Below are 25,750 nucleotides of genomic sequence, written 5' to 3' on the forward strand. Positions count from 1 at the left end.
TCTACCTCAGGGATCGTGGGGTTCAGCCGTAGATCGTCTGACCCGACTCGTCGGCCTCCTTGCCGATCCGTCGGGCGAGGAACAGCCCCTCGAGCGCCAACTCGACGGCGCTGGCACGTTCGCCGTCGATCTCGGCATCGAGACGTTCGGCGATCGCGTCGAACACCTCGGCGGTGTTCTCCGACGGAAGGGAGTCGAGGAAATCGGCGGCGGTCACCCGATCGCCGGTAACCACCGGTTCGCCTTCTTCGAGCGCCACCACCAGCAACGCCATGTCGACGCCACCGAGGTGAGCCCGCACGGTGTCGGCCACCGACTTGCGCAGCAGGTGTTCGAGGATCTCCAGTTCCCGCCCCTCTTCACCGGATTCGAACTCGATCTTGCCGCGCAGCACCTCGATCACCGACTCGAGGTCGACGACGCGGGCGACCGCGACCTCCTCGCCGGTGACCGCGGCCCGGTGCAGCGCTGCCGCCGCAACGGTTTCCGCCCCGGCGATGGAGAACCGCGCGGACACGCCGGAGCGTTGGTCGATGGACGGATGGTCGCGGGCGTACCGGGTGAACCGCGCGAGGATCTCGACGATGAAGGTGGGCACCGAGGCGACCAGGTCGGCTTCCTGCTCGATGACCGCGATCTCGTCGTCGAGTTCGATCGGGTAGTGCGTGCGGATCTCGGCGCCGAACCGGTCCTTGAGTGGGGTGATGATGCGGCCGCGGTTGGTGTAGTCCTCCGGGTTGGCACTGGCCATCACGAGCACGTCGAGCGGCAGGCGCAGCGTGTACCCGCGCACCTGGATGTCGCGTTCCTCCATCACGTTGAGCATCGACACCTGGATCCGTTCGGCGAGGTCGGGCAGTTCGTTGATGGCGACGATGCCGCGGTGGGCGCGTGGGATGAGGCCGAAGTGGATGGTCTCCGGATCGCCCAGGCTACGACCTTCGGCCACCTTCATCGGGTCGATATCGCCCACCAGGTCCGCGACCGAGGTGTCCGGCGTGGCGAGCTTCTCGCTGTACCGCGCGGTGCGGTGCCGCCACTCGATGGGCAGATCGTCGAGTAGGTTGGCGGCCTTGCGGATCGAGGCCGGGGTGATCGGTTCGTAGGGGTGCTCCCCCAGATCCGAGCCGGCGATGACCGGGGTCCACTCGTCGAGCAGCCCGATCAGGGTGCGCAGGATGCGGGTCTTGCCCTGACCGCGTTCGCCGAGCATCACGACGTCGTGGCCGGCGATCAGAGCGCGCTCGAGTTGCGGGACGACGGTGGCCTCGAAGCCGACGATGCCCGGCCACGGGTCGCGCCCTTCGCGCAGGGCGGTGAGCAGGTTGTTGCGGATCTCGTCGCGCACGCTGCGCTGGACGTGGCCACTGGCACGCAGTTCACCCAGCGTTCGGGCGGACGGATGACGTGTTTCGGTGGTCTGGGAGGTGGGGGTGACGTGGTTCTCCTCTGGCACCTGTTCCACGGTACTCCGCGGACCCGACAGCGTGTGGGTCACGCAACATCGTCGACGGCGCTCACGGCGCCTGCCGCCACGACGGATCGCGCCCGATGAACGCGACCAGCCGGGTCACTGGGTCCGCGGTGTCGGCCACCGGCACCGCCGGCCCGTACTGCCCCGACGACCGCAGCAGTTCCTCGACGTCGACCATGCCGTCGTGCAGTTGTTCGGCGAACTCGGGGTCGAGATCGGCGTCGCGCCCGACAGCGGCGGCCAGATCCCACGTATGCATGAACACATCCGCGGTATAGAACCGATCGATCGCGTCGGCGAGCCGGTGCTCACCGACCATCGGGTGGCCGAAGGTGTCGTCGGCCCTCGGCCCGTCGAGAAGTGCCTGCACCGCGGCGGTGTGCGCCCGCCACCGTGCGGCCGGGTCACCGGTGTCGTGCTCCCCCACCGACAACTCCACCCCACCGCCGGCCAGGAACCCCGGAAACCACTCGACGAGATGTGCGACGACGTCGCGCGCGGTCCACTCGTCCACCGGCGTCGGTGCATCCCACTCAGTCACTGCCACAACGTGTTCGGTAAACCCGCTCGCGACGGCGCGATGTCGCTCGGCCGGCGACAGATCCGCGATCGACATCGTCTCAGACCTCGCCCGACTCCAGGAGTCGGTCGATGGCCGCATAACCCTCGTTGACGCCGACCTCCATGCCCGACGCCAGCCACTGATCGCGATCGGCAAAACTGTCGCACAGACTTTGGGCGTGCAGGCGGGTGGTCCCGTCGCCGAGATCCTCGAACCACAGCTTCTCCAACGCGACCTGATCGGGCAGGGCCTCCCACGTGAAGGTCTGCACGATGGTGTCGTCGGAGACGGTGTGAAAGCAACCGCGGAAGGCGAATTCGTCGCCGCCACGGGAGGACACGTACCGCCAGCTGCCGCCGTCGCGGACATCCCAGTCGACGATGCGAGTGCTGATCGAGTCCGGCCCCACCCACCGGACGTAGAGTTCGGGATCGGTGTGCGCCTTCATCAATTGCGCTGGGGTGCCCCGGAAGTCACGGGTGATCCGAATGATGGGCACCTCCTTGTCCGCTTCGATGACAGCCTCCGGATAGCGGGTCTGCACTGTGCTCATGACGCCTTTCCTTTCCGATCTGTGGTGGTCGGCTCGGGGCGTGTCGCCTCGGGGCCGTCGTTCATCTCCTCGAGCAGGGCATCGAGTCGCCGGAAACGTTCCTCCGCCTGCCTGCGGTACCGCTCGATCCATTTGGTCATGAGCGTCAGCACCTCCGCTTCCAGGTGGACCGGACGGGTCTGGGCCTCCCGGGTACGACTGACCAGGCCGGCGTCCTCGAGCACCTTGAGATGCTTGGACACCGCCTGCAGACTGACGTCGTAGGGTTCGGCGAGCTGCCCGACCGTCGCATCGGCCGCCGCGAGCCGCGCGACCATGTCGCGCCGCGTCGGGTCGGCCAGTGCGGCAAACATTTTCGACAACTCGTCCGGCACGCCACGCTCCTCAACCATTTGGTTGAATAAGCATGCGCCGCAACCGGAGGCTTGTCAACCCCCTGGTTGAATAGCCCCGGTTGAGTAGCCCCGGGATGAATAGCGCCGTCAGGCCACGCCGACCGGTGCGTCGCCCCGCAGCGTGATCCGGTGCATGACGCGACGGTTGTCGCCGTAGTCACGATTGGCGTAGTGCACGGTATTACGGTTGTCCCACAACACCAGATCGCCGAGGCGCCACCGATGACGGACGATGTGTTCCGGCTTGGTCAGGTGGGCGTAGAGGAGATCGAGGATGCCTCGACTCTCGGCATCCGAGACGCCCTCGATATGCGAGGTGAAGCCGGGATTGACGAACAACGATTTGCGTCCGGTTTCTGGGTGGACCCGCACCACCGGATGACTGACCGGCGGAAGCTCGGTGACTTCCTTTCCGTCCCAGACGTTTCCGCGGCCACCACGGCGTTGCTTGAGGTAGTAGCCGAACTCGCGGCTGCCGTCGTGCACCGCGGTGAGACCGTCCACCAGTGCGCGCACCGGCTCCGCGAGCGAATGGTAGGCGAGTTCGGCGTCGGCCCAGTTGGTGTCACCGCCGTTGCGCGGCAACACGACCGGCCGCAGGATCGATCCCATGGGTGGCCGCGGCATGAAGGTGACGTCGGTGTGCCAAACATCGGCGAAGCCGTTGTCTGCCGAATCGAGCGAGAACACTTCGTCGGGGACGTCGCCGGAATCCCATACCGGATGTCCGATGGTGAGTTCGCCGATGCGCCGACCGAACTCGACGTGCGCGGCGTCGTCGAGCTGTTGGTCGCGGAGCACGATGACCTTGTAGTCGATCAGTGCGCGGCGGATCGCCAGGATCTGATCGTCGCTGGCGGAGGCGACGTCGACGCCGCGGAGTTCGGCACCGAAGCTCGGGCCGAACTCATCGATGTCGAACTCGACGCCCGCGGTGATCGTTGCCGGGGTGATGGCGGTTGCGGTGTCGGCGGAATGGGTGGCAGGCAGTGTCATCAGAGGTCCTTCATCGGATCGTGCTGGGGCAGGACGGAATCAGGTGCCTGCCGGCGGCGATCCGTGATGCGAACCGTCCGACCAGTGCATCCGGTGCGCACACAATGCGGAGGCGGTCGAAGTCACCCCTACTGTTTAATCGACCGAAAGCCGGCCGCCCAGGGTTTGTCGCACGCTGAGAATAACTCTTCGCCTGTGCGGGATCAGCGCACCGCGAGCCACACGGCGAGCGCCAGACCGCCGATCGCGACCGCGATCCGCAACGGTTCGGCCGGTAGCCGCTTGACCACCGGCGGGCCGCAGTAGCCGCCGGCCAGGCAGCCGATGGCCATCGCCAGCGCTGCCCACCAGTGCACCGGCCCGAACAGCATGAAGCCCACCGCGGCAACGGTGTTTGCGATGCCCAGGAACAGCGATTTGGAAAGCGCGGCCCGCCACAGCGGTTCGCTGGTGAGCACCAGCATCAAGGCGAGCACCATGATGCCCGCACCTGCGCCGAAGTATCCGCCATAGACCGAGATCACCAGCAGCGAGAACAGCCACACTCCGGGCCGATCCTCATGGGAGGTCGCCCAGCGCCGCAGCATCGGCTGCAGCAGCAACGCCACCGCCGCCAGCGCGACGAGGAACGGCACGATCGCCTCGAAAGCACCTGGCGGCGTGATCAACAGCGTCACCGCACCGATCGTGCCGCCGATCAGCGACACCACCACGCCGCCGATCAGGCGACGCCGGTCGCCATCGAGCATGACCCGCCCGGATTGGGCAGTGCTGCCGATGCCGACCGCGACCAGCGACACGGTGTTGGTCACGTTGGCGGCAATCGGACTGAGGCCCACGGCGAGCAGCGCGGGATAGCTGACGACCGACGCCAATCCGGTGATGTAACCGATCAGCCCCGCACCGAATCCCGCGGCGACGAGAAAAAGAAATTCCGCCGCGTTCACCAGATCACGGACTCAGTGCGCGAAGTGGCGTGCACCGGTCAGGTACAGCGTCACGTTCGCTTCCGCGGCCGCCTCGATGACCTCGTTGTCGCGGATGGAACCACCCGGTTGCACCACCGCGCGCACACCCCCGGCGATGAGAACCGCCAAGCCATCCGGGAACGGGAAGAACGCATCCGACGCGGCGACACTGCCCGCGACGCGCTCGCCGGCACGGTTGACGGCCAGGTGAGCGGAGTCGACGCGGTTGACCTGTCCCATGCCGACGCCGACCGACGCCCCGTCGGCCGCCAGCAGAATGGCATTGGACTTCACCGAACGGCAGGCCCGCCAGGCGAATTCGAGGTCACGCAGAGTATCGGGGTCGGCCGGCGCGCCCGCCGCCAGCGTCCAGGTGGTCGGGTCGTCGCCGTCGGCGTCGAGGACGTCGCGCTGCTGCATCAGCAGACCGCCGGAGATCGGGCGGGTCTCGATGCCGGCGTGTGTCGGCGGTACCGCGCGCAGGACGCGGATGTTCTTCTTGCGGGTGAGCACCGACAGCGCGCCGTCGGCGAATCCCGGAGCGATGATGACCTCGGTGAAGATCTCGGCCACCTGTTCGGCCATCTCCACGGTGATCTCCCGGTTGGCGGCGATCACCCCGCCGTAGGCGCTGACCGGATCGCAGGCGTGCGCTTTGCGGTGCGCTTCCCCGATGTCGTCGCCGATGGCGATGCCACAGGGGTTGGCGTGCTTGATGATTGCGACCGCCGGCGCGCTGAAGTCATGGGCGCTGCGCCACGCGGCGTCGGAGTCGGTGTAGTTGTTGTAGCTCATCTCCTTGCCGTGCAGTTGCTCGGCAGAGGCCAGCCCGCTCGGCTCCGCGGTGGACAGGTAGAGCGCCGCTGCCTGATGCGGGTTCTCGCCGTACCGCAGCACCGACGACCGATTCCACGTGGCGCCGGCCCATTCCGGGAACTGCGAGCCGTCGACGCTGGGCGCGACGGTGCTCGACATCCACGACGCGACGGCCACGTCGTAGTCGGCGGTGTGCCGAAAGGCTTTGGCGGCGAACTCTTGTCGCTGCGCGAGGGTGAATCCGCCGGACGCGGCGGCGGACGCGACCGCCTCGTAGTCGTACGGGTCGACGACGACGGCCACGCTCGGATGGTTCTTGGCCGCGCCGCGCACCATCGACGGGCCGCCGATGTCGATCTGCTCGATGCACTCGTCCGGCGACGCGCCCGATGCGACGGTCGCGGTGAACGGGTAGAGGTTGACGACGACGAGATCGAACGGTGCCACACCGAGATCCGCGAGTTGATCGACATGGCTCTGCTTGCGGCTGTCGGCCAGGATGCCGGCGTGCACCTTGGGGTGCAGGGTCTTGACCCGGCCGTCGAGGCATTCGGGGAAGCCGGTCAGCGACGACACCTCGACCACCGGGACACCGGCGTCGGCAATGGTTTTCGCGGTCGACCCGGTCGAGACGATCTCCACCCCGGCGCCGTTGAGTGCCGTCGCGAGTTCGGTCAGCCCGGACTTGTCGTAGACACTGACCAGCGCGCGGCGGATCGGTCGACGGGCGCCGTCGGAGGGGCTCTGTGCGTTCACGGAATGATGGCCTTTCGTCCGTCGATCACTACACCTTTGGTGACGAGGTCCGTCACCACGTCGGCGAGCAGTATCCGCTCCACCGACTTGATTCGTTCATGCAGGCTGTCCTCGGTGTCGTCGACGCGGATCGCGACGACCTCTTGCGCGAGGATCGGCCCGGTGTCCACCCCGTCGTCGACGAGATGCACTGTGGCACCGGTTACTTTGACGCCGTGCGCCAACGCATCGGCCACCCCGTGGGCGCCGGGAAATGACGGCAGCAGCGCGGGATGAGAGTTGACGACGCGTCCGCCGAATCGCGAAAGGAACGCGGGACCAAGGATTTTCATGAATCCGGCGGTCACCACCCACTCGGGTTCGGCGGCGCCGACCCGAGCAGCGAGATCCGCATCCCACGCAGCACGGTCCGGATATGCCGCGACCCGGCAGTCGATGAGTTGGATCCCGGACTCGCGGGAGATGTCGGCCGCCCGGCAGTCCCGGTCGACCACGATTGCAGCCACCCGGTAGGCGGCGTCGGGAGCGTCCGAGCGGCGCAGCAACGATTCGAGCAGTGAGCCGGTTCCGGAGGCCATCACCACGATGGGCACCCGATCGGTTGGTACGTGACCCGCGGAGGCGGGACGAGGTACCGGGGTCGGGTTCACTCGTGTCAGCCTAGTGGGCAGCGCCGATGCCGACCGCGTCGGGTCTACATGGTGTAAGTGGTCACCGGCGGTCGGTGGAGTACTCGATCCGGTCGGTGTCGAGGTCTTCTCCGGGCGCCAGGACGTCGGTGTCGTGTTCCTCGCCGAGATCGACGTTGTCAGACGCGTCAACGTAGTCGTCGGCATCGTCGTCGACGTACTCACCCGCGTCGACGTACTCGTCCTCGACATAGTCGTACTCGTCGTCGAGGTCGTCGTCGTACTCGTCCGTGAGGTATTCGTCCTCGTAGCCGAGTTCGTCGTCGTCCCAGTCCTCGTCGTCGGCGACGATCCGGGCGGCACGGGTGGCCGGCAGGCATCCATGGATCAGCGCGACCACGAGTCCGACGACCACGATCCAGCCGAGGGTGAACACCCCCGCGGTCGGCACCGTGATGGTGACGGCACCGAACTCGCCGAGTTCACCGCCGCTCATGGTGGCCAGCAACGCCATCACCGACGCGGCCACGGCGCCGGCGACGACCACGGACCGCACATTGGCCAGTGGGTCCACGTCGCGGCAGCGCAGGGCGACGATGACGGCGATCGACGCCGGCACGACGAAACCGAGCAGGCCCAGGGTGCCTGCGGCCGATTGTGGGAGGACCACCGCGATCGGCAGTGGGGGCAGCGGACCGGGATGCGCAGTCAGCAGGTCGGCCGAGGCGGTACCGATGTGGATGTCAGCACCGACCAACACGGCGGCCGCCGCGACCACGGCGTTCGGGAGATACAGGATCGACAGCAGGGTCAGCCCGAGGTAACCGTCGAAATCGTTGCCGCCGGCGATCGACTGTCCGAGATCGTGCCAGCGCACGACCAGCCGCACGACGACGATCGCGGCTGCGCACGCCATCAGGGCGGCCACCGCCACCATCCCTTGCCGCAGACCGCGTCGATCCGCGGCGCCGATGCCGAATCGTTGGCAGGTCTCGTCGTGGCGTCGCCAGCAGATACCGATGACGGCCGCGGCGGCGTGGATGCCGAGGGTGTACGCGAATGCGAGGAGGGCGGGCGGACTCTGCACCTGGCTGACCGATGCACCGTCCATCACCACGGCCAACGCGAGCGCCGTCATGAGCAGCGGACCACCGACGGCGGCGCAGGCGACAGCGGCGAGTTCCGATCCCGAGCGTTCGGGCCCCGCCGCCGACCAGGCCATGCGTGCCGTCGCGGCGGCGATGGCCAGCGTCGGCAGCAGCGGCAACACCCCGATGGTGACCCCGCTCATGGTCACCGGCACCTGATGGGCGGCCAGCCAGAGCGCCCCGACGGTGGTGCCGACGCCGGACAGTCCGCTACCGGCCAGCAACAGGATGGCGAGCACCGCGATGACGCAGAGAGCCATTGTCAGTACGGGAACGGTGAAGGCGACGACCACGAGTGCTCGCGCCGACCCTTCGGACATCGAATGTTGGGCGCGACTGAGTTGCCGCATCTGGCGGAGACGCGACGCGAGTTGATCGGTGGGTGGTGCGGGCATCGGTACGAGCGTGACATGACCCGCCGCTCACACCGGTCCGACGCGCCGCAGCATCACCGGAAAGCGACTCGTGTCTCATACGTCGCACCCGAGAAATGCGCATGCCCCGCCGGGATCGGCGGGGCATGTGCGAGAGCTCAGTAGTTTCCGGACTCAGTTGCTTCCGGAATTGTCCGGCTTGATGATCGTCGTGGCGTTGTCGGTGCCCGACTCGTCGGCCGCGGCCGATCCGGCGCTCCCGCCGCCATAGCTCGCAGGCGTGGTGTCGGACGAGGATGCCGCACCCGAGGTCGCGCCGGCAGAAGGGGAGTACGAGCCCGGCGCGGCGGCCGACTCCGTCCCGGACGGATACGACGCAGGCGAATGCGACCCGGACGAATACGACCCGGACGAATACGACGACGACGAATGCGACGGGGACGACGACTGTCCGTAGGCGGCTGCGTCGTAGCCACTCTGCGCCGCCTGGTGGGTGCCCGCACTGCCGTAGGAGCCGGCAGTTGCATCGCCGTAGCCGACTGCGGCACTCGGGGCCTGGGCGGCTGCACCGCTCTGCGCGCCACCCGTCGTGACCGGCGCGCTTGCTGCGGTGGTTGTGACCGATCCGGTCGTTGTCGCAGCCCCGGGTGCGACCTTGAGCTTCTCCAGGACGACGAGCAACCAGAAGATGGCAATAGCCGCGATGATCAGGCTGACCGCGAGCTGGGAGTACTGGATGCCGGAGTTCCGCATGCTCAGCAGGTCGTGCGTGGAGCTCCAGATGGACTGGTACACCGCTGCGAGCGCGTTTGCCACTGCATAGGCCGCGATGATCGGGACCATCACCTTGGCGCTGACCTGCGGCAGCAATGTCAGCAGCGCGAGGGCACCGAGAAACAGGCCGCCTTCCATCGCCGAGCCGTAGTTCCAGAAGCTCAGCAGCACCGTCACCGCGCAGAGCGCACCGATGGCGATCGCAAGGATCTGACCGATGTTCGCCGGCAATCCCTCGCTCGCGGGTTTGGGAGCGGAGTGGCCATAGCCGCTCTGGCCGTAGCCTTGCTGGCCGTAGCCGCTCTGCCCATAGCCCTGCTGGTCATAGCCTTGCTGGCCGTAACCCTGCTGGCCGTACCCGCTCTGACCGTAGCCCTGGGCGTACCCGCCCTGCTGCTGGTCGTAGCCCTGCTGCCCGTACCCGCCCTGCTGCCCGTAGGTCTGCTGGCCATATCCGGACTGCCCGTGGCCTGTCTGGCCGTAACCGGACTGGCCGTACCCGGACTGTCCATAACCGGACTGGCCCGCCTCGTGCTGGCCGGACTGGGGTTGGCCCGGATACTGCCCGTAGGATTGCTGGCCCGATTCAGGCTGTTGCCCGTAGCCGGACCCCGGTTGGTAGGTCATTGCTTCTCCCTGCTCGTCGTTCGCCCCCACGGTGAGCGCATGGTTCCGGGCCGACACTAGTACACCGGCACGACACGCCGACACAACCGATTGCTCGGGGACGTCACCCGAATGACGCCGACGACACCTCGCGGGGTTACAGACCGAGGATCTCGGTGGCCTCGGCACGCATCTCCACTTTGCGTACCTTGCCGGTCACCGTCATCGGGAACTCCTTGACGACATGCACGTACTTCGGGATCTTGTGCCGGGCGATCTTGCCGGTGGCGAACTCTCGCAGATCGTCGTCGGTGAAGTCGGTGACGCCGTCCCGCAGCCGGACCCACGCCATCAGCTCCTCCCCGTACTTGTCGTCGGGCACACCGATCACCTGGGCGTCGAGGATGTCGGCATGGGTGTAGAGGAACTCCTCGATCTCCCGCGGATAGATGTTCTCGCCACCGCGGATGACCATGTCCTTGATACGGCCGGTGATCATCGCGTAGCCGTCGTCGTCCATCACCGCGAGGTCCCCGGTGTGCATCCAGCCGTCGGCGTCGATGGCCTCGGCGGTCTTCTCCGGGTTGTTCCAGTACCCCTTCATCACCGAGTATCCGCGCGTGCAGAACTCACCGGTCTCACCGCGTTCCAACGTGTCTCCGGTCGCCGGGTCGACGATCTTGATCTCGAGGTGCGGCCCCACCCGACCGACCGTGCCGACCCGCAACTCGAGCGGATCATCGACGCGGGTCTGGGTGGACACCGGCGAGGTCTCGGTCATGCCATAACAGATCGACACCTCGCTCATGTGCATACGGTCGACGACTTGGCGCATCACGTGTTCCGGGCACGGGGAGCCGGCCATGATGCCGGTCCGCAGTGTCGATAGGTCGAAATCGGCTGCGGCACCTTTTTTGTCGAGCAAGGCGAGTTCGGCGATGAACATCGTCGGCACACCATAGAGGCTGGTGCAGCCGTGGTCGGACACCGCGCGCAGCGTGGCCTCCGGGTCGAAGGCGGGCGCCGGGATCACCATGGTGGCACCGTGACTCGTCGCCGCGAGGTTACCCATCACCATGCCGAAGCAGTGATAGAAGGGCACCGGAATGCAGATCCGGTCGGCGTCGGTGTAGCCGAGCAACTCCCCCACCAGGTAACCGTTGTTGCCGATGTTGCGGTGCGTGAGGGTGGCGCCCTTGGGAAATCCGGTGGTGCCCGAGGTGTATTGGATGTTGATCGGGTCGTCGGCGTGTAGCGACGCGGCGATCTCGGCAACCCGGGCGAGTTCGTCGCCGCTCGGATCCGATAGCAGCGCCGCCCATTCCGACGACTCGAAGAGCACGATCGCCCGCAGATCCGGGCACTTGGGCTGCGCCTCGGTGAGCATCGAGGCGTAGGCGGAGTCCTTGAAGCGTTCAGCGGCGATCACGACGCTGATGCCCGACTGGGCCAACGCGTACTCGACCTCGTTCTGCCGGTAGGCCGGGTTGATGTTGACCAGGATGGCACCGATCTCGGCGGTGGCGTACTGGACGATGACCCATTCGAACCGGTTGGGCGCCCAGATGCCGATCCGGTCGCCGGTCTGCACCCCCATCCGCAGCAGGCCGGCGGCGACCGCCCGGACGTCGCGGTGGAATTCCCGATAGCTCCACTGTTTTCCGGCGGCGGCGTCGATGAGCGCAACATTGTCGCCATAGGCCTCGACGGTGCGCGCCAGGGTGGCGCCGATGGTCTCGGTGAGCAGTGCCGGGTTGGATTCACCCTGCGCGTAGGCGGGTTCGGTCATGACTGCGCTCCGGTTTCTGCGTTCGCGGTCGGGTCAGAGGTCGGGACATCTTGCAGCGCAGCGACTCTCGCAAGCACCACTTCGGCCTGCCGAAGCACAGGGCCATCGACCATCTGCCCATCAATGCTGAAGACTCCGCCATGGTGCTCGGCCGAGCCGTCGACGACCTGACGCGCCCAGGACACCTCGTCGTCGGACGGACGGTAACCGTCGCGGATGTACTGCACCTGCGACGGATGAATGCAGGCGGTGGCGGTATAGCCCAGTGCGACGGCGTCGCGGACCTCGTCGATCAGGCCATCGACGTCGCGGAAGTCGAGGTGCACCGAGTCGACGGCGAACTTGCCGTGCGCGGCGGCGGCGATCCGCACCGACGAACGCACCCACCGTGCGACATCGCGGTATTGGCCCGCGCGCTTCTCGTCGGGCCCGAATCTGCTTGACTTGCCACCCAATCCGGCGACCAGGTCCTCGGCACCCCACATCAGCCCGATGCAGTTGATGGTCGCGGCGATCTCATGGGCGCGGGTGGCGCCGAGCGGCGTCTCGATCAGCGCGATCGTCTGTATCGCGGTGTCGATGATCGACTCGACGTCTTCGGCCTTGGCCTGCATGACAACCCGATAGTTGGTGTCGGCGATGGCGGCGAGATCGCGGCGGTAGTCGCCGGTGCCGGCCGGGTTGATCCGCACGATGGTGCGGTCGGGATCAAGCGGATTCGCGATGAGCGCTTCGCGAGCTGCGGCCCGGTTGTCGGGGGCAACGGCATCCTCGAGGTCGAGGATCACCACGTCGGCCCGCTCGAGGGCCTTCTGGTAACGCTCGGGTCGGTCGGCCGGACAAAACAGCATCGCCGGTCCCGGCGGGCTCCACGGATTCACCAACTGTTGCGGTTCGAACTCCATCATCACTCCACTGGTTGTTTGCGCACCAGCGTGGCCCGCGCTGCCCGCGCAACGACCTCGCCGTGCTGATTGCGGCCAATGTGGGTCAAGTTCACCACGCCCTCCCCCGGCCGTGATTTGGATTCGCGTTTCCCGGTGCACTCGGTCTCGGCATAGAGGGTGTCGCCGGCGAACAGCGGAGCCGGGAAGGCGACCTCGCTGAAGCCGAGGTTCGCGACGAGCGTGCCCTGGGTGAGTTGCGACACCGACAGTCCGACGATGGTGGAGAGCGTGAACATCGAGTTGATCAGTCGCTGCCCGCCGAATCCGGGTTGCTCTGCCGACCACGCCGCGTCGAGATGCAGCGCCTGGGTGTTCATCGTCAGGGTGGTGAACAGTACGTTGTCGGCCTCGGTCACCGTGCGGCCGGGCCGATGTTCGTAGATGGTGCCCTCGGTGAACTCTTCGAACCACAGTCCGCGCTGAACAATTCGCACCGGATCGCTCATGCGAACCCCAGTTCCCGCGCGATCAGCATCAGTTGCACCTCGGTGGTGCCCTCGCCGATCTCGAGGATCTTGGAGTCGCGGTAGTGCCGCGCGACCGGGTATTCGTTCATGAAGCCGTAGCCCCCGTGGATCTGGGTGGCCGTGCGTGCATTGTCCATCGCCGCCTCGCTGGCGACCATCTTGGCGATCGACGCTTCCTTCTTGAACGGTTTGCCGGCCAGCATCTTTGCCGCCGCATCGTAGTAGGCGGTGCGCGCGACGTGGGCGCGCGCCTCCATCCGCGCGATGGCGAACGAGATCGACTGGTACTCACCGATCGGTTTGCCGAAGGACTGGCGTTCCTTGGCGTACTTGATGCTTTCGTCGACACATCCCTGCGCGGCACCGGTGGCCAGCGCGGCGATCGCGATGCGCCCCTCGTCGAGAATGGACAGGAAGTTGGCGTAGCCGCGACCGCGTTCGCCGAGCAGGTTCTCCTGCGGCACACGGGCATCGGTGAACGAGAGCGGATGGGTGTCCGAGGCGTTCCAGCCGACCTTGTTGTAGGCGGGTTCGGCAACGAAGCCCGGGGTATCCGACGGCACAATGATCGTCGAGATCTCCTTGCGGCCGTTCTCCTTCACCCCGGTGACGGCGGTGACCGTCACCAGCGAGGTGATGTCGGTCCCCGAGTTGGTGATGAACTGCTTGCCGCCGTTGATGATCCACGAGTCGCCGTCGGCCTTGGCGGTGGTCGCGGTGGCCCCGGCGTCAGAGCCGGCGCCGGGTTCGGTCAGCCCGAAGCCGGCGAGATTGCGGCCGGCGGTCAGGTCCGGCAGCCACCGCTGCTTCTGCTCTTCGGTGCCGAACCTGTAGATGGGCATGGCGCCCAGACTCACGCCCGCCTCCAGCGTGATGGCGACCGACTGGTCGACCTTGCCGAGTTCCTCGAGCGCGAGGGCGAGCGCGAAGTAGTCGCCGCCCATCCCGCCGTATTCTTCGGAGAACGGCAGGCCGAACAGGCCCATCTTGCCCATCTGGGACACGACCTCGTACGGAAAGCTGTGTTCCTCATCGTGTTTGGCCGAGACCGGCGCCACCACCGACTGCGCGAAGTCACGCACGGAGGCGATGAGGTCGGTGTACTCCTGGGTGAGTTCCATCAGTTCTCCATCTCTTTGGTCACCACGGCAAGTGTCTGGCCGGCGGCGACCTTGTCCCCGACTGCCGCCGACAGCGCAACGACGCCGTCGGTCGGGGCGGTCAGTGTGTGTTCCATCTTCATTGCCTCCACCACGATGATCGGGCTGCCCGCGGTGACCTCGTCACCGGCGGACGCGGACACTGCGACGACGGTACCCGGCATCGGGCTGAGGATTTCCCCGGCCTTCTCGTCGGCGGCCTCGTCGAGCAACGGGCGAGCGAGTTCCAAAGTCCAGGTGCCGTGTGGCCCGGACACCCACCAGGTGCCGTCGATCTCCTCCTTCGACCACGATTGGCTGACACCGTCGACGATCAACCGCCGGACCTCGGTGGCGTTGCCCTCCGCACCCCGCCGGATGCGCCGATATTCGACTGCGGCACTCCAGGGTTTGCGGTCGGGATCGTCGTCGTAGGTCACCGTGGCCTGACCGCGCACGGCATCCTCGGTGGATTCCTCGACGCGGATGGAGACAGTGTGGTGTTGTCCACCGCTGACGAGTCGGGTGATGACCGGTGCCGCGTCGCCGATGCGCCAGCCGATCGCCGACTGCCACACGTCCTGACGGTCGCGCGGCCCGATGCGGGCGATGCCGGCCAGCACCAAGGCCTCCGGAACCGGTTCGGGCACCGCGTAATCCACGACGAGTCGGTCGAGGAGTTCGGTGTCGAGGTCGGCGGCCCGCACGGCCGGTTGGGCGAGGACGAAGCGGCAGAAGTCGACGTTGGTGACCACGCCGAGGACGCGGGTGTGCGCGAGCGCCGCGTCGAGCCGCTCCAGCGCTTCTTCTCGATCGCTGCCATAAGCGATGACCTTGGCCAGCATCGGGTCGTAGTCACTGCCGACGACCAGGCCCGGGAACATTGCCGAGTCGACGCGTACGCCACCGGCGTCCGAGGTCTCCGGTTCCATCAGGTGGGTGATGGTGCCGCCGGTGGGCAGGAATCCGTTGGCCGGGTCCTCGGCGTACACGCGCGCCTCGATGGCATGTCCGCGCAGCACGATGTCGTCCTGGGTCAGCGCAAGCTTCTCGCCGCGCGCGACCCGGATCTGCTGTTCGACGAGATCGACGCCGGTGACGAGCTCGGTGACCGGATGTTCGACCTGCAGTCGGGTGTTCATCTCCATGAAGAAGAACGCGTCGGGGCGTTTCGCCGAGACGATGAATTCGACTGTGCCGGCGCCGGTGTAGCCGACGCTGCGGGCGGCGTCGCAGGCCGCCTCGCCGATGCGGGCGCGGGTATCGGTGTCGAGCAGGGCCGACGGCGCCTCCTCGATCACCTTCTGGTGGCGTCGCTGCAGTGAGCATTCGCGTTCGCCGAGGTGAATCACGGTGCCGTGGGTGTCGGCGAGGATCTGTACCTCGATGTGGCGTGGGGTGTCGACGAAGTGCTCGAGGAACAGTGAATCGTCGCCGAAGGCGGATCCGGCCTCGCGGCGTGCCCGTTGCAGTGCGGCGGGCAGGTCGGCGGTGTTCTCCACCCGGTGCATGCCCTTGCCGCCGCCGCCGGCGCTCGGCTTGATCAGGACGGGGAACCCGATGTCGGGGGCGGCCGCGATCAGGTCCTCGTCGGTGAGTCCGGGACGCGAAAGACCGGGCACCACCGGCACATCCCGCTCGACGACGGCGGCGCGTGCGGTGATCTTGTCGCCCATGGTGGCGATCGCCTCGGCCGGCGGGCCGACGAACACGATTCCGGCGTCAGCGAGGGCGGCCGCGAATTTCTGGTTCTCCGAGAGGAATCCGTAGCCGGGATGGACCGCGTCGGCACCGGTGTGCTGCGCGGCGCGCACCACCGCGTCGATGTCGAGGTAGCTCTGGGTGGCCGGCGCCGGTCCCAATCGCACGGCGACGTCGGCCTCGCGGACGTGGCGGGCGTCGGCATCGGCGTCGGAGTAGACGGCGATGCTGCGAATCCCCATGCGGCGCAGGGTGTCGATGACGCGGCAGGCGATCTCGCCGCGGTTGGCGACGAGGACGCTGCGGATGGGATGGGTGGCTGCAGTGGTCACTGTGGTTCCTTGCTTCGTCGTCCCGTAAGGCATGGTCACGATCACATCCGGAAGACGCCGTAGCGCGGGTCGTCGAGCGGGGCGTATCGGCATGTCTCCAAGGCCAATCCGAGGATGGTGCGGGTCTGGGCCGGATCGATGATGCCGTCGTCCCAGAGGCGCGCGGTGGAGTAGTAAGCGTCGGACTGCCGCTCGAACTGCTCGCGGATCGGGGCCTTGAACGCTTCCTCGTCGTTGGCCGGCCACTCGTCACCGGAGCGCTCGATCTGGTTTCGGCGCACCGTGGCCAGCGTGTCGGCGGCCTGCGGCCCACCCATCACCGAGATGCGCGCGTTGGGCCACATCCACAGGTACCGCGGCGAATACGCCCGGCCGCACATCGAATAGTTGCCCGCGCCGAACGAACCGCCGACCATCACGGTCAGTTTGGGGACCCGGGCGCACGCGACGGCGTTGACCATCTTGGCGCCGTTCTTGGCGATGCCGCCCTCCTCGTAGGCGCGGCCGACCATGAATCCGGTGATGTTCTGCAGGAACACCAACGGGATGCGACGCTGGTCGCAGAGTTCGATGAAATGCGCTCCCTTGAGCGCTGATTCGCTGAACAGCACCCCGTTGTTGCCGATGAAACCGACCGGATGTCCGTGTACGTGGGCGAAGGCGGTGACCAGTGTGGTGCCGTAGTTGGCCTTGAATTCGGTGTATTCGCCGCCGTCGCTGATGATCTCGATGACCTCGCGGATGTCGTACGGGGTCCTCGGATCCGTCGGCACGACGTCGTAGATGTCGGTCTGCGGTCGTTTGGGTTCGCGTGCGGGGATGGTGTCCCACTGTGCCGCGTCGCGCGGGCCGAGCGTGGCGACGATTTCCCTCACCTTGGCCAACGCCTGTTCGTCGTTGTCCACGAGATGGTCGGTGACGCCGGAGACCGACGAGTGCATGGCACCGCCGCCGAGTTCCTCGGCGGTGACGTCCTCGCCGGTGGCCGCCTTCACCAGCGGCGGCCCGGCCAGGAAGATGGTGCCCTGGTTGCGCACGATGACCGTCTCGTCGCTCATCGCGGGCACATAGGCACCACCCGCCGTCGACGACCCGAGCACCGCGGCGATCTGCGGGATGCCGGCGGCGCTCATCGTCGCCTGGTTGTAGAAGATCCGGCCGAAGTGCTCGCGGTCGGGGAAGACCTCGTCCTGCTGGAGCAGCATCGCACCGCCGGAGTCGACGAGGTAGATACACGGCAATCGGTTGGCCGCGGCGATCTCCTGCGCCCGCAGGTGCTTCTTCACCGTCACCGGGTAGTACGTGCCGCCGGAGACGGTCGCGTCGTTGGCGACGATCATGCACTCGCGGCCGGCCACCCGGCCGACGCCGGCGACGACGCCCGCCGACGGGACACGGCCGTCGTACATGCCGTCCGCGGCGAGCGGTGCCACCTCGAGAAAGGGCGAACCGACGTCGAGCAGCCCGTCGATACGGTCGCGCGGCAGGAGTTTGCCGCGGGAGATGTGCCGGTCGCGGGCCTTCTGGCCGCCGCCGAGGCGCACCTGGCGCAACCGCTCCTGCAAGACCTCGACACCCGCGAGGTGATCGGCCCGGAATCCGGGCGCTGCGGGCGCGGTATCCGTACTGAATGTGCTGGTCACCATCGACCTTTCAGTTAGTGGCGATTAACTGAAAGCATCGTACGTCACCGATGCCGCGGTTGTCACGCCTCATCTCATTCTGGCAGCGGACGTGACGCGGCTCACGAAATTCCGTAGTGTGGTGTCAGCCCACCACCCCCGGGCGCGACAACCGATGCCCGCGACAGCCATAACCCCGGCCGCCGCGGACCACATATGAAGAAGGCCAGGTAACCCCATGACCCTCGCAGATGACCGTGCCCACAAGCTCGGCGCACAACCTCGCAACGAGGCCGTTTCTCCCGCTCCCACCGGCGGCGCCTCGTTCTCGCTCGACGATCGCTACACCCGCGAATCGGGCTCGATCTACCTCACCGGCATCCAGGCCCTGGTCCGCATGGTCCGCGACCGCGCCCGCATCGACCGCCGGCAGAATCTGCGCACCGCCTCCTTCATCTCCGGCTATGAGGGTTCACCGCTGGCCGGCTACGACCTCGAGATCGCGCGCCGCATGAACTACCTCGAACCGTTCGACGTCGTACACCGCCCCGGCCTCAACGAAGAGCTCGCCGCGACATCGGTGATGGGTTCTCAGGTGGCCGGTCAGGTCACCGATCTCGCCCCCTCCGCCGATGGCCTCCCGCGCGACGGTGTCGTCGGCTACTGGTACGGCAAGGCTCCCGGCCTCGACCGCGCGACCGACGCCCTGCGTCACGCCAACCTCATCGGCACACATCCGAACGGCGGCGCCGTCGCCCTGGTCGGCGACGACCCGGGCGCCAAGAGTTCGTCGGTGCCGTGCGCGTCGGAAATGGCGCTCGCCGACCTCTACATGCCGATCCTCTACCCCGCCGACTCGCAGGACATCCTCGACCTCGGTGTGCATGCCGCCGTGCTGAGTCGCGTCAGCGGACTGTGGACGTCGCTGAAGATCTCCGCTCATGTCGCCGACGGCGCGTCCACCGCTCAGGTCGACCCGCACCGCATCATGCCCGTCTACGGCGACCTCGGTCGCAGCCCGCACGTACCCAGCGGACGTCTCCTCGGGCCGAATCTGATGGAGCTGGAACAGAATCAGCTCACCATCCGGATCCCTCGGGCACTCGAGTACGCGCGCCTCAACGGGCTCAACAAGATCACCGTCTCGAGCTCCGACGACCGGATCGGCATCGTCGCCGCCGGCAAGACCTACCTCGATCTGCGCGAAGCCCTGCGCCTGATGCACATCACCGACGACGACCTGCACCGCCTGGGCATCCGCATCCTCAAGCTCGGCATGGTCTACCCGATCGAACGAGACATCCTCAACCGCTTCATGTTCGACACCGCCACCGGCGATCTCGACGAGGTCATCGTGATCGAGGAGAAGCGCGACTTCATCGAAACGATGATGCGCGACATCCTCTTCCGGCATCCGCGTGCACCGAAGATCGTCGGCAAGACCCACGAGGACGGCTCCACCCTGTTCTCCCGGTTCGGTGAACTCGACGTCGACTCGGTCACCCGCGGCCTGGCCAACCGACTCGCCCATCACCACAACGTCGACGCGGCCCGGAACTGGTTGGACCGCAAGGCCGCCCGGCCGATGCGCATCGAACTGCCGCTGGCCGTACGCACGCCGTACTTCTGCTCGGGTTGCCCGCACAACAGCTCCACCAAGGTCTCCGACGGCACCCTGGTCGGCGCCGGAATCGGCTGCCACGCCATGGTGTTGCTGATGGACCCGAAGCAGGTCGGCGAGGTCGCCGGACTCACCCAGATGGGTGGCGAGGGTGCGCAATGGCTGGGCATGGCCCCCTTCGTCACCGCCGACCACTTCGTCCAGAACGTCGGCGACGGTACCTTCACCCACTCGGCGTCGCTGGCGTTGCGTGCGGCCGTCGCGTCCGGGGAGAACATCACCTACAAGCTGCTCTACAACGGCACCGTCGCGATGACCGGCGGCCAGGACGCAGTCGGCGAGTTCGCCCTCCCCCGCCTCGTCTCGCTACTGAACGACGAGGGCGCCGCCCGCATCGTGGTGACCTCCGACGACCCGGACGCCACCCGCGCCCGCGGGCTGGGCCGCAATGTCGAGGTCCGGCACCGCGATGACATGCTCACCGTCCAGCAGGAACTGGCCGAGGTGCCCGGCGTGACCGTACTGATCCACGACCAGTACTGCGCCGCCCAGAAGCGCCGGAAGCGCAAGCGCGGCAACATGACCACCCCCGCCACCCGCGTGATGATCAACGAGCGGATCTGCGAGGGTTGCGGCGACTGCGGTGAGAAGTCGAATTGCCTCTCGGTGCATCCGATCTCCACCGAGTTCGGCCGCAAGACCCACATCGACCAGAGCTCCTGCAACGTCGACTACTCGTGCCTCAAGGGCGACTGCCCGTCGTTCGTGACCGTCACGCCCGGCACCAAACGTGCCGCGGCCAAGGCACCGGCCATCGCCGACGCCGTGCTGCCCGCTCCGACGCTGCCGACGCTGCGGGATACGTTCTCGATGCGCGTCACCGGGATCGGCGGCACCGGCGTGGTGACCGTCTCGCAGGTGCTGGCCACCGCGGCGGTGCTCGACGGACACGCCGCGCGCACCGTCGACATGACCGGCCTGGCCCAGAAGGGCGGCGCCGTGGTCTCCGACGTCAAGGTCTCACCGGATGGCATCGAGCAGGCCGCCAAGGTCGCCTCCGACGACTGCGACCTGTACCTCGTGTGCGATCCGCTCGTCGGCACCGATCCGGTGAACCTCAAGGTCGCCGCCGCCGACAAGACGATCGCGGTGGTGTCGACCACCGAGATCCCGACCGGGCTGATGGTCATCGACACCTCGGTCGGCTTCCCGGCCGCCGCACAGGTGCACGCCGCCATCGACGCGAAGGTCTCCCGCGCGGTCTATCTCGATCCGGGCGAGTTGTCGACGTCGCTGTTCGGTGACGAGCAGTTCGCCAACATGATGATGGTCGGAGCCGCCTATCAGGCCGGGGCCCTTGCCATCACCGCCGAATCCATCGAGCAGGCAATCGACCTCAACGGGGTTGCGGTGGAGGCCAATACGCAGGCGTTCCGCCGCGGCCGACAGGTCGTCGCCGACGCCGACGCGATCACGCAGACGATTCACGAGTTGCACGGCAGCACCGCCGAGGTGACCGAGTTGCAGCCGAGCGCCCACGCACTCGCTGCGGTCGCGGTTCTCGGTCAGCTCGACGACGATCTCACCCGCAGCATCGCAATCCGCTACGACGAGCTCATCGCCTATCAGGACGAGCGTTATGCGCGTGAGTATCTCGACGTGGTGGCACGCGTGCACCGCGCGGATCACGGTGATTCGCTGACCGATGCGGTGGCCCGCAACCTGTACAAGTTGATGGCCTACAAGGACGAGTACGAGGTGGCCCGGCTGACCGCGGACCCGGCCTTCGCCGCACAGATCGCCGAGCAGTACGGCGACGACGCGAAGGTCGCGATCCGGCTGCACCCGCCGACGCTGCGCGAGCTCGGCATGCGCGAGAAGATGTCCCTCGGTGCGTGGGCCGACAAGCCGCTCGCCGGTCTGGCCCGCATGAAGAAGCTCCGCGGGACCAAGCTCGACCCGTTCGGCCGCAACGAGATCCGACGCACCGAACGCGCGTTGATCGTCGAGTACCGCGAACTGATCGACGCACTGCTCACCGGCCTGGCGTCGGGACGCGTTGGCGTCGAACAGATCCCGGCCGCCACCGCACTCGCCGACCTGCCCGACCTGGTTCGCGGTTACGAGGGCGTCAAGATGGCCAACGTCGAGAAGTACCACTCGGAAATGGCCAAGCAGCGCACCGCGCTGGGTGTCTGACCAACCGTCGAGTTCGCACCGACTCCCACTCAACGAGATCTGATGGACACTCGTCCGGCCGCCGGTCGCTTCAGCGATCGGCGGCGCGGCGCCCGATGTGCGATCAGATCGCGGTGTAGCCGCCGTCGATCACGATCTGCTGTCCGGTCAGGTAGCTCGACGCATCGGAGGCAAGGAAGCTCACGAGACCGGTGAGGTCCTCCGGTGTGGCCATGCGCCCCTGCGGGATTCGTGCGACCCAATCGTCCTGCAGAGCCGGCTCGCGATCGATGATCTCCTGGGTCAGATCGGTGAGCACATATCCCGGCGAGATCGAGTTGACCCGAATCCCGGCAGGTGCCCACTCCACGGCAAGCGACTTGCCGAGGTGGGAAACCGCGGCTTTGGACGCGTTGTACGAAGCGGCCCATTGCGGGACGTTCACGATGACACCAGACATCGAGGCGACCAGCACGGCGCTGCCGGGCAGACCCGCCTCCAGCAGCCCACGGCCGAATGCCTGTGTGGCAAAGAAAGTTCCGGTCAGGTTGACGTCGATGACCTTGCGCCATTGCGCGGCGGTCACATCGACGGAATCGCCGTTGATTTCGATACCCGCTGCGGTCAGGAGGACCTGCGGCACGCCGAGACTCTTCGTCACGGTGTCGAATGCGCTGGCGGTGGCATCCTGATCGGTCACGTCGAGGTGCAAGCCGAGGGTCTCGACGCCATGCTTGTCGTGCAATTGCGCAGCCGAGCTCTCGACGGTGTCGAGCAGGTCGAGGATCGCGATCTTCGCCCCCTGCTGTGCCAGCGAGTCCGCGACGGCGTACCCGATTCCGCGAGCACCGCCGGTGATGACGGCTGTCTTATCGCTGAGGTTCTGAATCATTTCCGCTCCTTGATATGTGTGGTGAGTGGATCTGTGGAGATGTGGTGACGGCAATCCCAGCCCGCACGGGCTGCGGCGATGAAATCGCGAGCCGCAGTGATCGGTCGGTCAGCTGTCAGGATTCCGCTCGTGGATCCGGTTCCGTCGGCGCCAGAGGCCATGATCGAGCGCGCGATCCCTGGATCGCTCACGCCACCGGCGTGCATCGTCAACACCGCTTCGTTGGCGGCGCGAATCGCACGATTCGCGTCATCGATCCACGGTCGGGGCTGATCGCCGACGGTGCCGATCAACGCGGGCGGTTCAAAGAGCACAGCGGTCGGTCCGAGTCGGGCCGCGCGGACGGCCTCCTCCTCCGACCCGGCGCAGACAATGGTCTCGAGCCCCAAATCATTCGCTCGGGCCACCGCGTGCTCGAGGGCAGCGGGAGCGAGCGGATTGCTCTCATGGTTGAGCATCACGCCATCTGCTCCGGCGTCGACCAGCGACTCCGGTGTGACCGCGCCCATGGACGCACCCAGCGGTTCAGGGTCCATCGTTTGCGCGAAAACGAGTACGCCACAGTTGAGTTCGGCGATCGGTGCGATTAGGGCTGTGGGAACGGTGAGGATCACTGTGACGTCGAAGTCGCTCGCTGCGTTGCCGGCGGCCCGGGCAAGCAACTCGAGTTGAGTGCGGCGCAGGAAACCCTTCGGGCCGATTTCGAAGAACGGCCCGGTCATCTTCGCGCTCATGCGTCGATCAGCGGCTTCAGCCGGGAAGCCGTTGCCGGCAGCGAGATGGCGGCGTCGCCCTCGGTCGAGCACTCCAGGTTCACGTGTCCGGCATAGCCGATGTCGTGCAACGCCGCGAAGATCGCGGCCCAGTCCAGGTGTCCGTGCCCGGGCAGGAGGCGGTTGCTGTCGCCGAGGTGCACGTGGACGACCCGGTCGCCCGCTTCTCGCAGCGCCGCGGCCGGATCAGCTTCCTCGATCGACATGTGGAAGAGGTCAGGGAGAAGCCCGGCGTTGGGGTGCGCGACTTCATCGATGATCCGCAGGTTGTCGCGGACGGAGTTCAGATATCCACATTCGTACCGATTGATGGGCTCCAAGAGGACACGGGCGTCAGAGCCGTTCACGACCTGGAGGATCTCGGAGTAGTACTGCACAAACGCGTCGTGGTCGGCCGGGCTCAGCTGCCGGTAGGGGTCGAAAAGCGGAAGCGGATCCTGGGCACCGTATTCGTACTCGATCTCCATAACGGCGCCGATTTCAGCGCAGACTTCCGCTGATTGCCGGTACATGGCGCGGCAGCGTTCTCTCAAGTCGCCATCCTGCGACATGGCGTGGCCGTAAACGGCGTCCTGAAGCACAAATTCGACGGGACGGACTCCGGTGCGGTTCTCAAGCGCGACGAGTTCGGCGCGGACGTCATTGCTCCACTCAGCGAGCGGCCAGAACACCGCGATCCCTTCATACCCCCACGTCGCAAGGCGCTCCGCCTTCTCGGTCAGGCTGGTGCCCGGCACCATCGGGGACGAACAACACAGTTTCATCAGGAAACCTCCATAGCAGGGCCTCCGAAGAGGCGGTCGAGATAATTACAGAAGCGGTGGTAGCGCACGCGGCGCACAGTCGAGGGTGTGGCCGCGAAACGAGAGATCGGCGGGCGCGCAAGGTCGTTCGCGTCCTCAAGTCCGCCCAGCACGCCTCGCGCGACCAACGCGAGCACCGCAGCCCCCCGACAGGTGGCCTCCTGCTCTGCCGGAACCAGCACGTCGACGCCACATACGTCGGCTTTCAGCTGAGTCCAGAACGGCGATGACGCTCCGCCGCCGGTCGACACGATCTCGCGCACTGAACCGAATGCGAGGTCGTCGATGTTGCGCCGCAACAGATGCGCAACGCCCTCCTCGACGGCGAAGGCCATGTCGAAGCGGTCGTGGCCGAGAGTCAGCTCGAGAAATGCACCTTTCGCGTCCGAGTAGTAATCGGGCGGGTTCACCCCGGTGAGATACGGCAGGAAGATCGGTGCATCGCGATGATTGCGCGATGTCAGTTCTCGTTCCAACGCGTCGTAGGCGAGATTGTCGAGTCCTTCGCGGCGGTACCAGTCCAGAGCCGCTCCACCAGCGTCGATGCCGTTGAATAGCACGACGTCGTCGAGACGAAGGCCGGCGTGAAAACTGACCTTGCGCTTCGGGGAGAACGTCCAGTCACTGGCCAGCATCGACAAGGATAGGACGGTGCCCGCCGATTCGCTGACACTGTTCGGGCGGTAGGAGCCGGTGCCAACCATCGCACAGAAGTGATCCAGTGCTCCGACATTGACGTGATAGTCGAGGGCGTCCGGGAGCCGACGACGAGCGTCCTCGGTGACGCGCCCGACTTCCGTACCGGCCGGAACGACCGGAGCGAGGGTGTCAACGGGCACAGAACAGAAATCGAGCATGTCGTCCCAATACCTGCGGTTGCGAACGTCCCACAGATATGTGAAGCCCCGGGTCGTCTCCTCGCCAAACGCCGTGCCCGTGAATCGACGAACAAGCTCGTCTTTGACCATGAGTACCCAGCGGGTCGACTCGAGGGTCGCCGGTTCGTGTTTCGCGAGCCAGCGCAACTTTGCCGCAGGCCAGGTCGCCGATGGCGACGGCTCGCCGGTGGTCGCGAACGCGTCGTCCGGATCGAAATTGGCGGCCAGCTCATCAACCTCCGCGGTGGCACGGTCGTCGAGCCACGACATGCCGGGCCGTACGGGATCGCCGTGCCGGTCAACGAGAATCAGCGACTCCGCCTGACCGGTCACGACGATGACCGCCTCGTGACCGGTCACGTCTCCGTACGTACGAGCGCAGTCGCCGATCAGGCCGACGACAATGTCGAAGAGCCGCGACGGGTCGAACTCGACCCGGTCACCCTCACGGTCGTATTCGGCCGCGGCGCTCGCCGTGGCCAGACGGCGAAGGCCGTCGTCATACAGCACCACCTTCACATTGGTGGTGCCGACATCCACGGCGTAGACAAGCATCG

At 66.7% G+C, this 25,750-nt stretch carries 21 protein-coding genes; 1 reads left to right on the forward strand and 20 read right to left on the reverse strand.

The features are described from left to right. Positions 1–22: 22 nt before the first annotated feature. From AAFP30_RS17835 to AAFP30_RS17910, 16 genes are all read right to left on the reverse strand, one after another. The gene (locus AAFP30_RS17835) at positions 23–1,465 is read right to left on the reverse strand and encodes a sigma 54-interacting transcriptional regulator (protein ID WP_419231319.1); all 1,443 of its coding nucleotides are present in this window, start codon (positions 1,463–1,465) and stop codon (positions 23–25) included. Between the two features lie 52 nt (positions 1,466–1,517). After that, a complete protein-coding gene (locus AAFP30_RS17840) occupies positions 1,518–2,090 on the reverse strand; it encodes a maleylpyruvate isomerase N-terminal domain-containing protein (RefSeq protein ID WP_419231320.1) in 573 nt (190 codons plus the stop codon). 4 nt (positions 2,091–2,094) lie between these two features. Then, a complete protein-coding gene (locus AAFP30_RS17845; RefSeq protein ID WP_419231321.1) occupies positions 2,095–2,589 on the reverse strand; it encodes an SRPBCC domain-containing protein in 495 nt (164 codons plus the stop codon). Then, positions 2,586–2,963: an ArsR/SmtB family transcription factor gene (locus tag AAFP30_RS17850; RefSeq protein ID WP_419231323.1), complete on the reverse strand. Its 378-nt coding sequence runs from the start codon at positions 2,961–2,963 to the stop codon at positions 2,586–2,588. Before AAFP30_RS17850 ends, AAFP30_RS17845 begins: the two co-directional genes overlap by 4 nt. A gap of 108 nt (positions 2,964–3,071) precedes the next feature. Beyond that, positions 3,072–3,980: a TauD/TfdA dioxygenase family protein gene (locus AAFP30_RS17855; protein ID WP_419231324.1), complete on the reverse strand. Its 909-nt coding sequence runs from the start codon at positions 3,978–3,980 to the stop codon at positions 3,072–3,074. A gap of 203 nt (positions 3,981–4,183) precedes the next feature. Further along, on the reverse strand, positions 4,184–4,927 hold the full coding sequence (locus tag AAFP30_RS17860; protein ID WP_419231325.1) for a sulfite exporter TauE/SafE family protein: 744 nt from the start codon (positions 4,925–4,927) through the stop codon (positions 4,184–4,186). Positions 4,928–4,939: 12 nt separating this feature from the next. Continuing rightward, positions 4,940–6,520: a bifunctional phosphoribosylaminoimidazolecarboxamide formyltransferase/IMP cyclohydrolase gene (purH, locus tag AAFP30_RS17865; protein ID WP_419231326.1), complete on the reverse strand. Its 1,581-nt coding sequence runs from the start codon at positions 6,518–6,520 to the stop codon at positions 4,940–4,942. Beyond that, complete coding sequence (purN, locus tag AAFP30_RS17870) at positions 6,517–7,098, reverse strand: phosphoribosylglycinamide formyltransferase (RefSeq protein ID WP_419231614.1); 582 nt, start codon at positions 7,096–7,098, stop codon at positions 6,517–6,519. Before purN ends, purH begins: the two co-directional genes overlap by 4 nt. 133 nt (positions 7,099–7,231) lie before the next feature. Continuing rightward, positions 7,232–8,692 carry a DUF6350 family protein gene (locus AAFP30_RS17875; RefSeq protein ID WP_419231327.1) on the reverse strand — a complete coding sequence of 487 codons (1,461 nt, stop codon included), beginning with the start codon at positions 8,690–8,692 and terminating at the stop codon, positions 7,232–7,234. A gap of 153 nt (positions 8,693–8,845) precedes the next feature. Then, on the reverse strand, positions 8,846–10,072 hold the full coding sequence (locus tag AAFP30_RS17880; RefSeq protein WP_419231328.1) for a hypothetical protein: 1,227 nt from the start codon (positions 10,070–10,072) through the stop codon (positions 8,846–8,848). A gap of 136 nt (positions 10,073–10,208) precedes the next feature. Continuing rightward, positions 10,209–11,840, reverse strand: coding sequence for an AMP-binding protein (locus AAFP30_RS17885; protein WP_419231329.1), 1,632 nt, complete (start codon positions 11,838–11,840; stop codon positions 10,209–10,211). Next, positions 11,837–12,748 (reverse strand): HpcH/HpaI aldolase/citrate lyase family protein, encoded by a 912-nt coding sequence (locus AAFP30_RS17890; protein ID WP_419231330.1) that lies wholly within the window; start codon positions 12,746–12,748, stop codon positions 11,837–11,839. Before AAFP30_RS17890 ends, AAFP30_RS17885 begins: the two co-directional genes overlap by 4 nt. Continuing rightward, entirely contained in the window at positions 12,748–13,233 is a 486-nt protein-coding gene (locus AAFP30_RS17895; RefSeq protein ID WP_419231331.1) for a MaoC family dehydratase, read from the reverse strand. The genes AAFP30_RS17890 and AAFP30_RS17895 overlap by 1 nt, the downstream gene beginning before the upstream one ends. After that, positions 13,230–14,375 (reverse strand): acyl-CoA dehydrogenase family protein, encoded by a 1,146-nt coding sequence (locus tag AAFP30_RS17900; protein WP_419231332.1) that lies wholly within the window; start codon positions 14,373–14,375, stop codon positions 13,230–13,232. The genes AAFP30_RS17895 and AAFP30_RS17900 overlap by 4 nt, the downstream gene beginning before the upstream one ends. After that, the gene (locus AAFP30_RS17905; protein ID WP_419231333.1) at positions 14,375–16,426 is read right to left on the reverse strand and encodes an acetyl/propionyl/methylcrotonyl-CoA carboxylase subunit alpha; all 2,052 of its coding nucleotides are present in this window, start codon (positions 16,424–16,426) and stop codon (positions 14,375–14,377) included. The genes AAFP30_RS17900 and AAFP30_RS17905 overlap by 1 nt, the downstream gene beginning before the upstream one ends. Before the next feature lie 41 nt (positions 16,427–16,467). Beyond that, positions 16,468–18,072 carry a carboxyl transferase domain-containing protein gene (locus AAFP30_RS17910; RefSeq protein WP_419231334.1) on the reverse strand — a complete coding sequence of 535 codons (1,605 nt, stop codon included), beginning with the start codon at positions 18,070–18,072 and terminating at the stop codon, positions 16,468–16,470. 214 nt (positions 18,073–18,286) lie between these two features. Between AAFP30_RS17910 and AAFP30_RS17915 the strand changes: the two genes are divergently transcribed. Further along, positions 18,287–21,868: an indolepyruvate ferredoxin oxidoreductase family protein gene (locus AAFP30_RS17915; protein WP_419231335.1), complete on the forward strand. Its 3,582-nt coding sequence runs from the start codon at positions 18,287–18,289 to the stop codon at positions 21,866–21,868. Positions 21,869–21,971: 103 nt separating this feature from the next. On the opposite strand, the gene AAFP30_RS17920 is transcribed toward AAFP30_RS17915, so the two are convergent. From AAFP30_RS17920 to AAFP30_RS17935, 4 genes are read right to left on the reverse strand one after another with little or no spacing between them, the layout of a single operon-like run. Beyond that, the gene (locus AAFP30_RS17920) at positions 21,972–22,739 is read right to left on the reverse strand and encodes an SDR family oxidoreductase (RefSeq protein ID WP_419231336.1); all 768 of its coding nucleotides are present in this window, start codon (positions 22,737–22,739) and stop codon (positions 21,972–21,974) included. Beyond that, complete coding sequence (locus tag AAFP30_RS17925) at positions 22,736–23,473, reverse strand: triose-phosphate isomerase (RefSeq protein WP_419231337.1); 738 nt, start codon at positions 23,471–23,473, stop codon at positions 22,736–22,738. Before AAFP30_RS17925 ends, AAFP30_RS17920 begins: the two co-directional genes overlap by 4 nt. Then, complete coding sequence (locus tag AAFP30_RS17930) at positions 23,470–24,252, reverse strand: sugar phosphate isomerase/epimerase family protein (RefSeq protein WP_419231338.1); 783 nt, start codon at positions 24,250–24,252, stop codon at positions 23,470–23,472. The genes AAFP30_RS17925 and AAFP30_RS17930 overlap by 4 nt, the downstream gene beginning before the upstream one ends. A gap of 23 nt (positions 24,253–24,275) precedes the next feature. Continuing rightward, complete coding sequence (locus AAFP30_RS17935) at positions 24,276–25,748, reverse strand: FGGY-family carbohydrate kinase (protein ID WP_419231339.1); 1,473 nt, start codon at positions 25,746–25,748, stop codon at positions 24,276–24,278. Between the last annotated feature and the right edge of the window lie 2 nt (positions 25,749–25,750).

The sequence above is a fragment of the Gordonia sp. CPCC 205515 genome (genome assembly GCF_048537925.1).
Lineage (GTDB): Bacteria > Actinomycetota > Actinomycetes > Mycobacteriales > Mycobacteriaceae > Gordonia.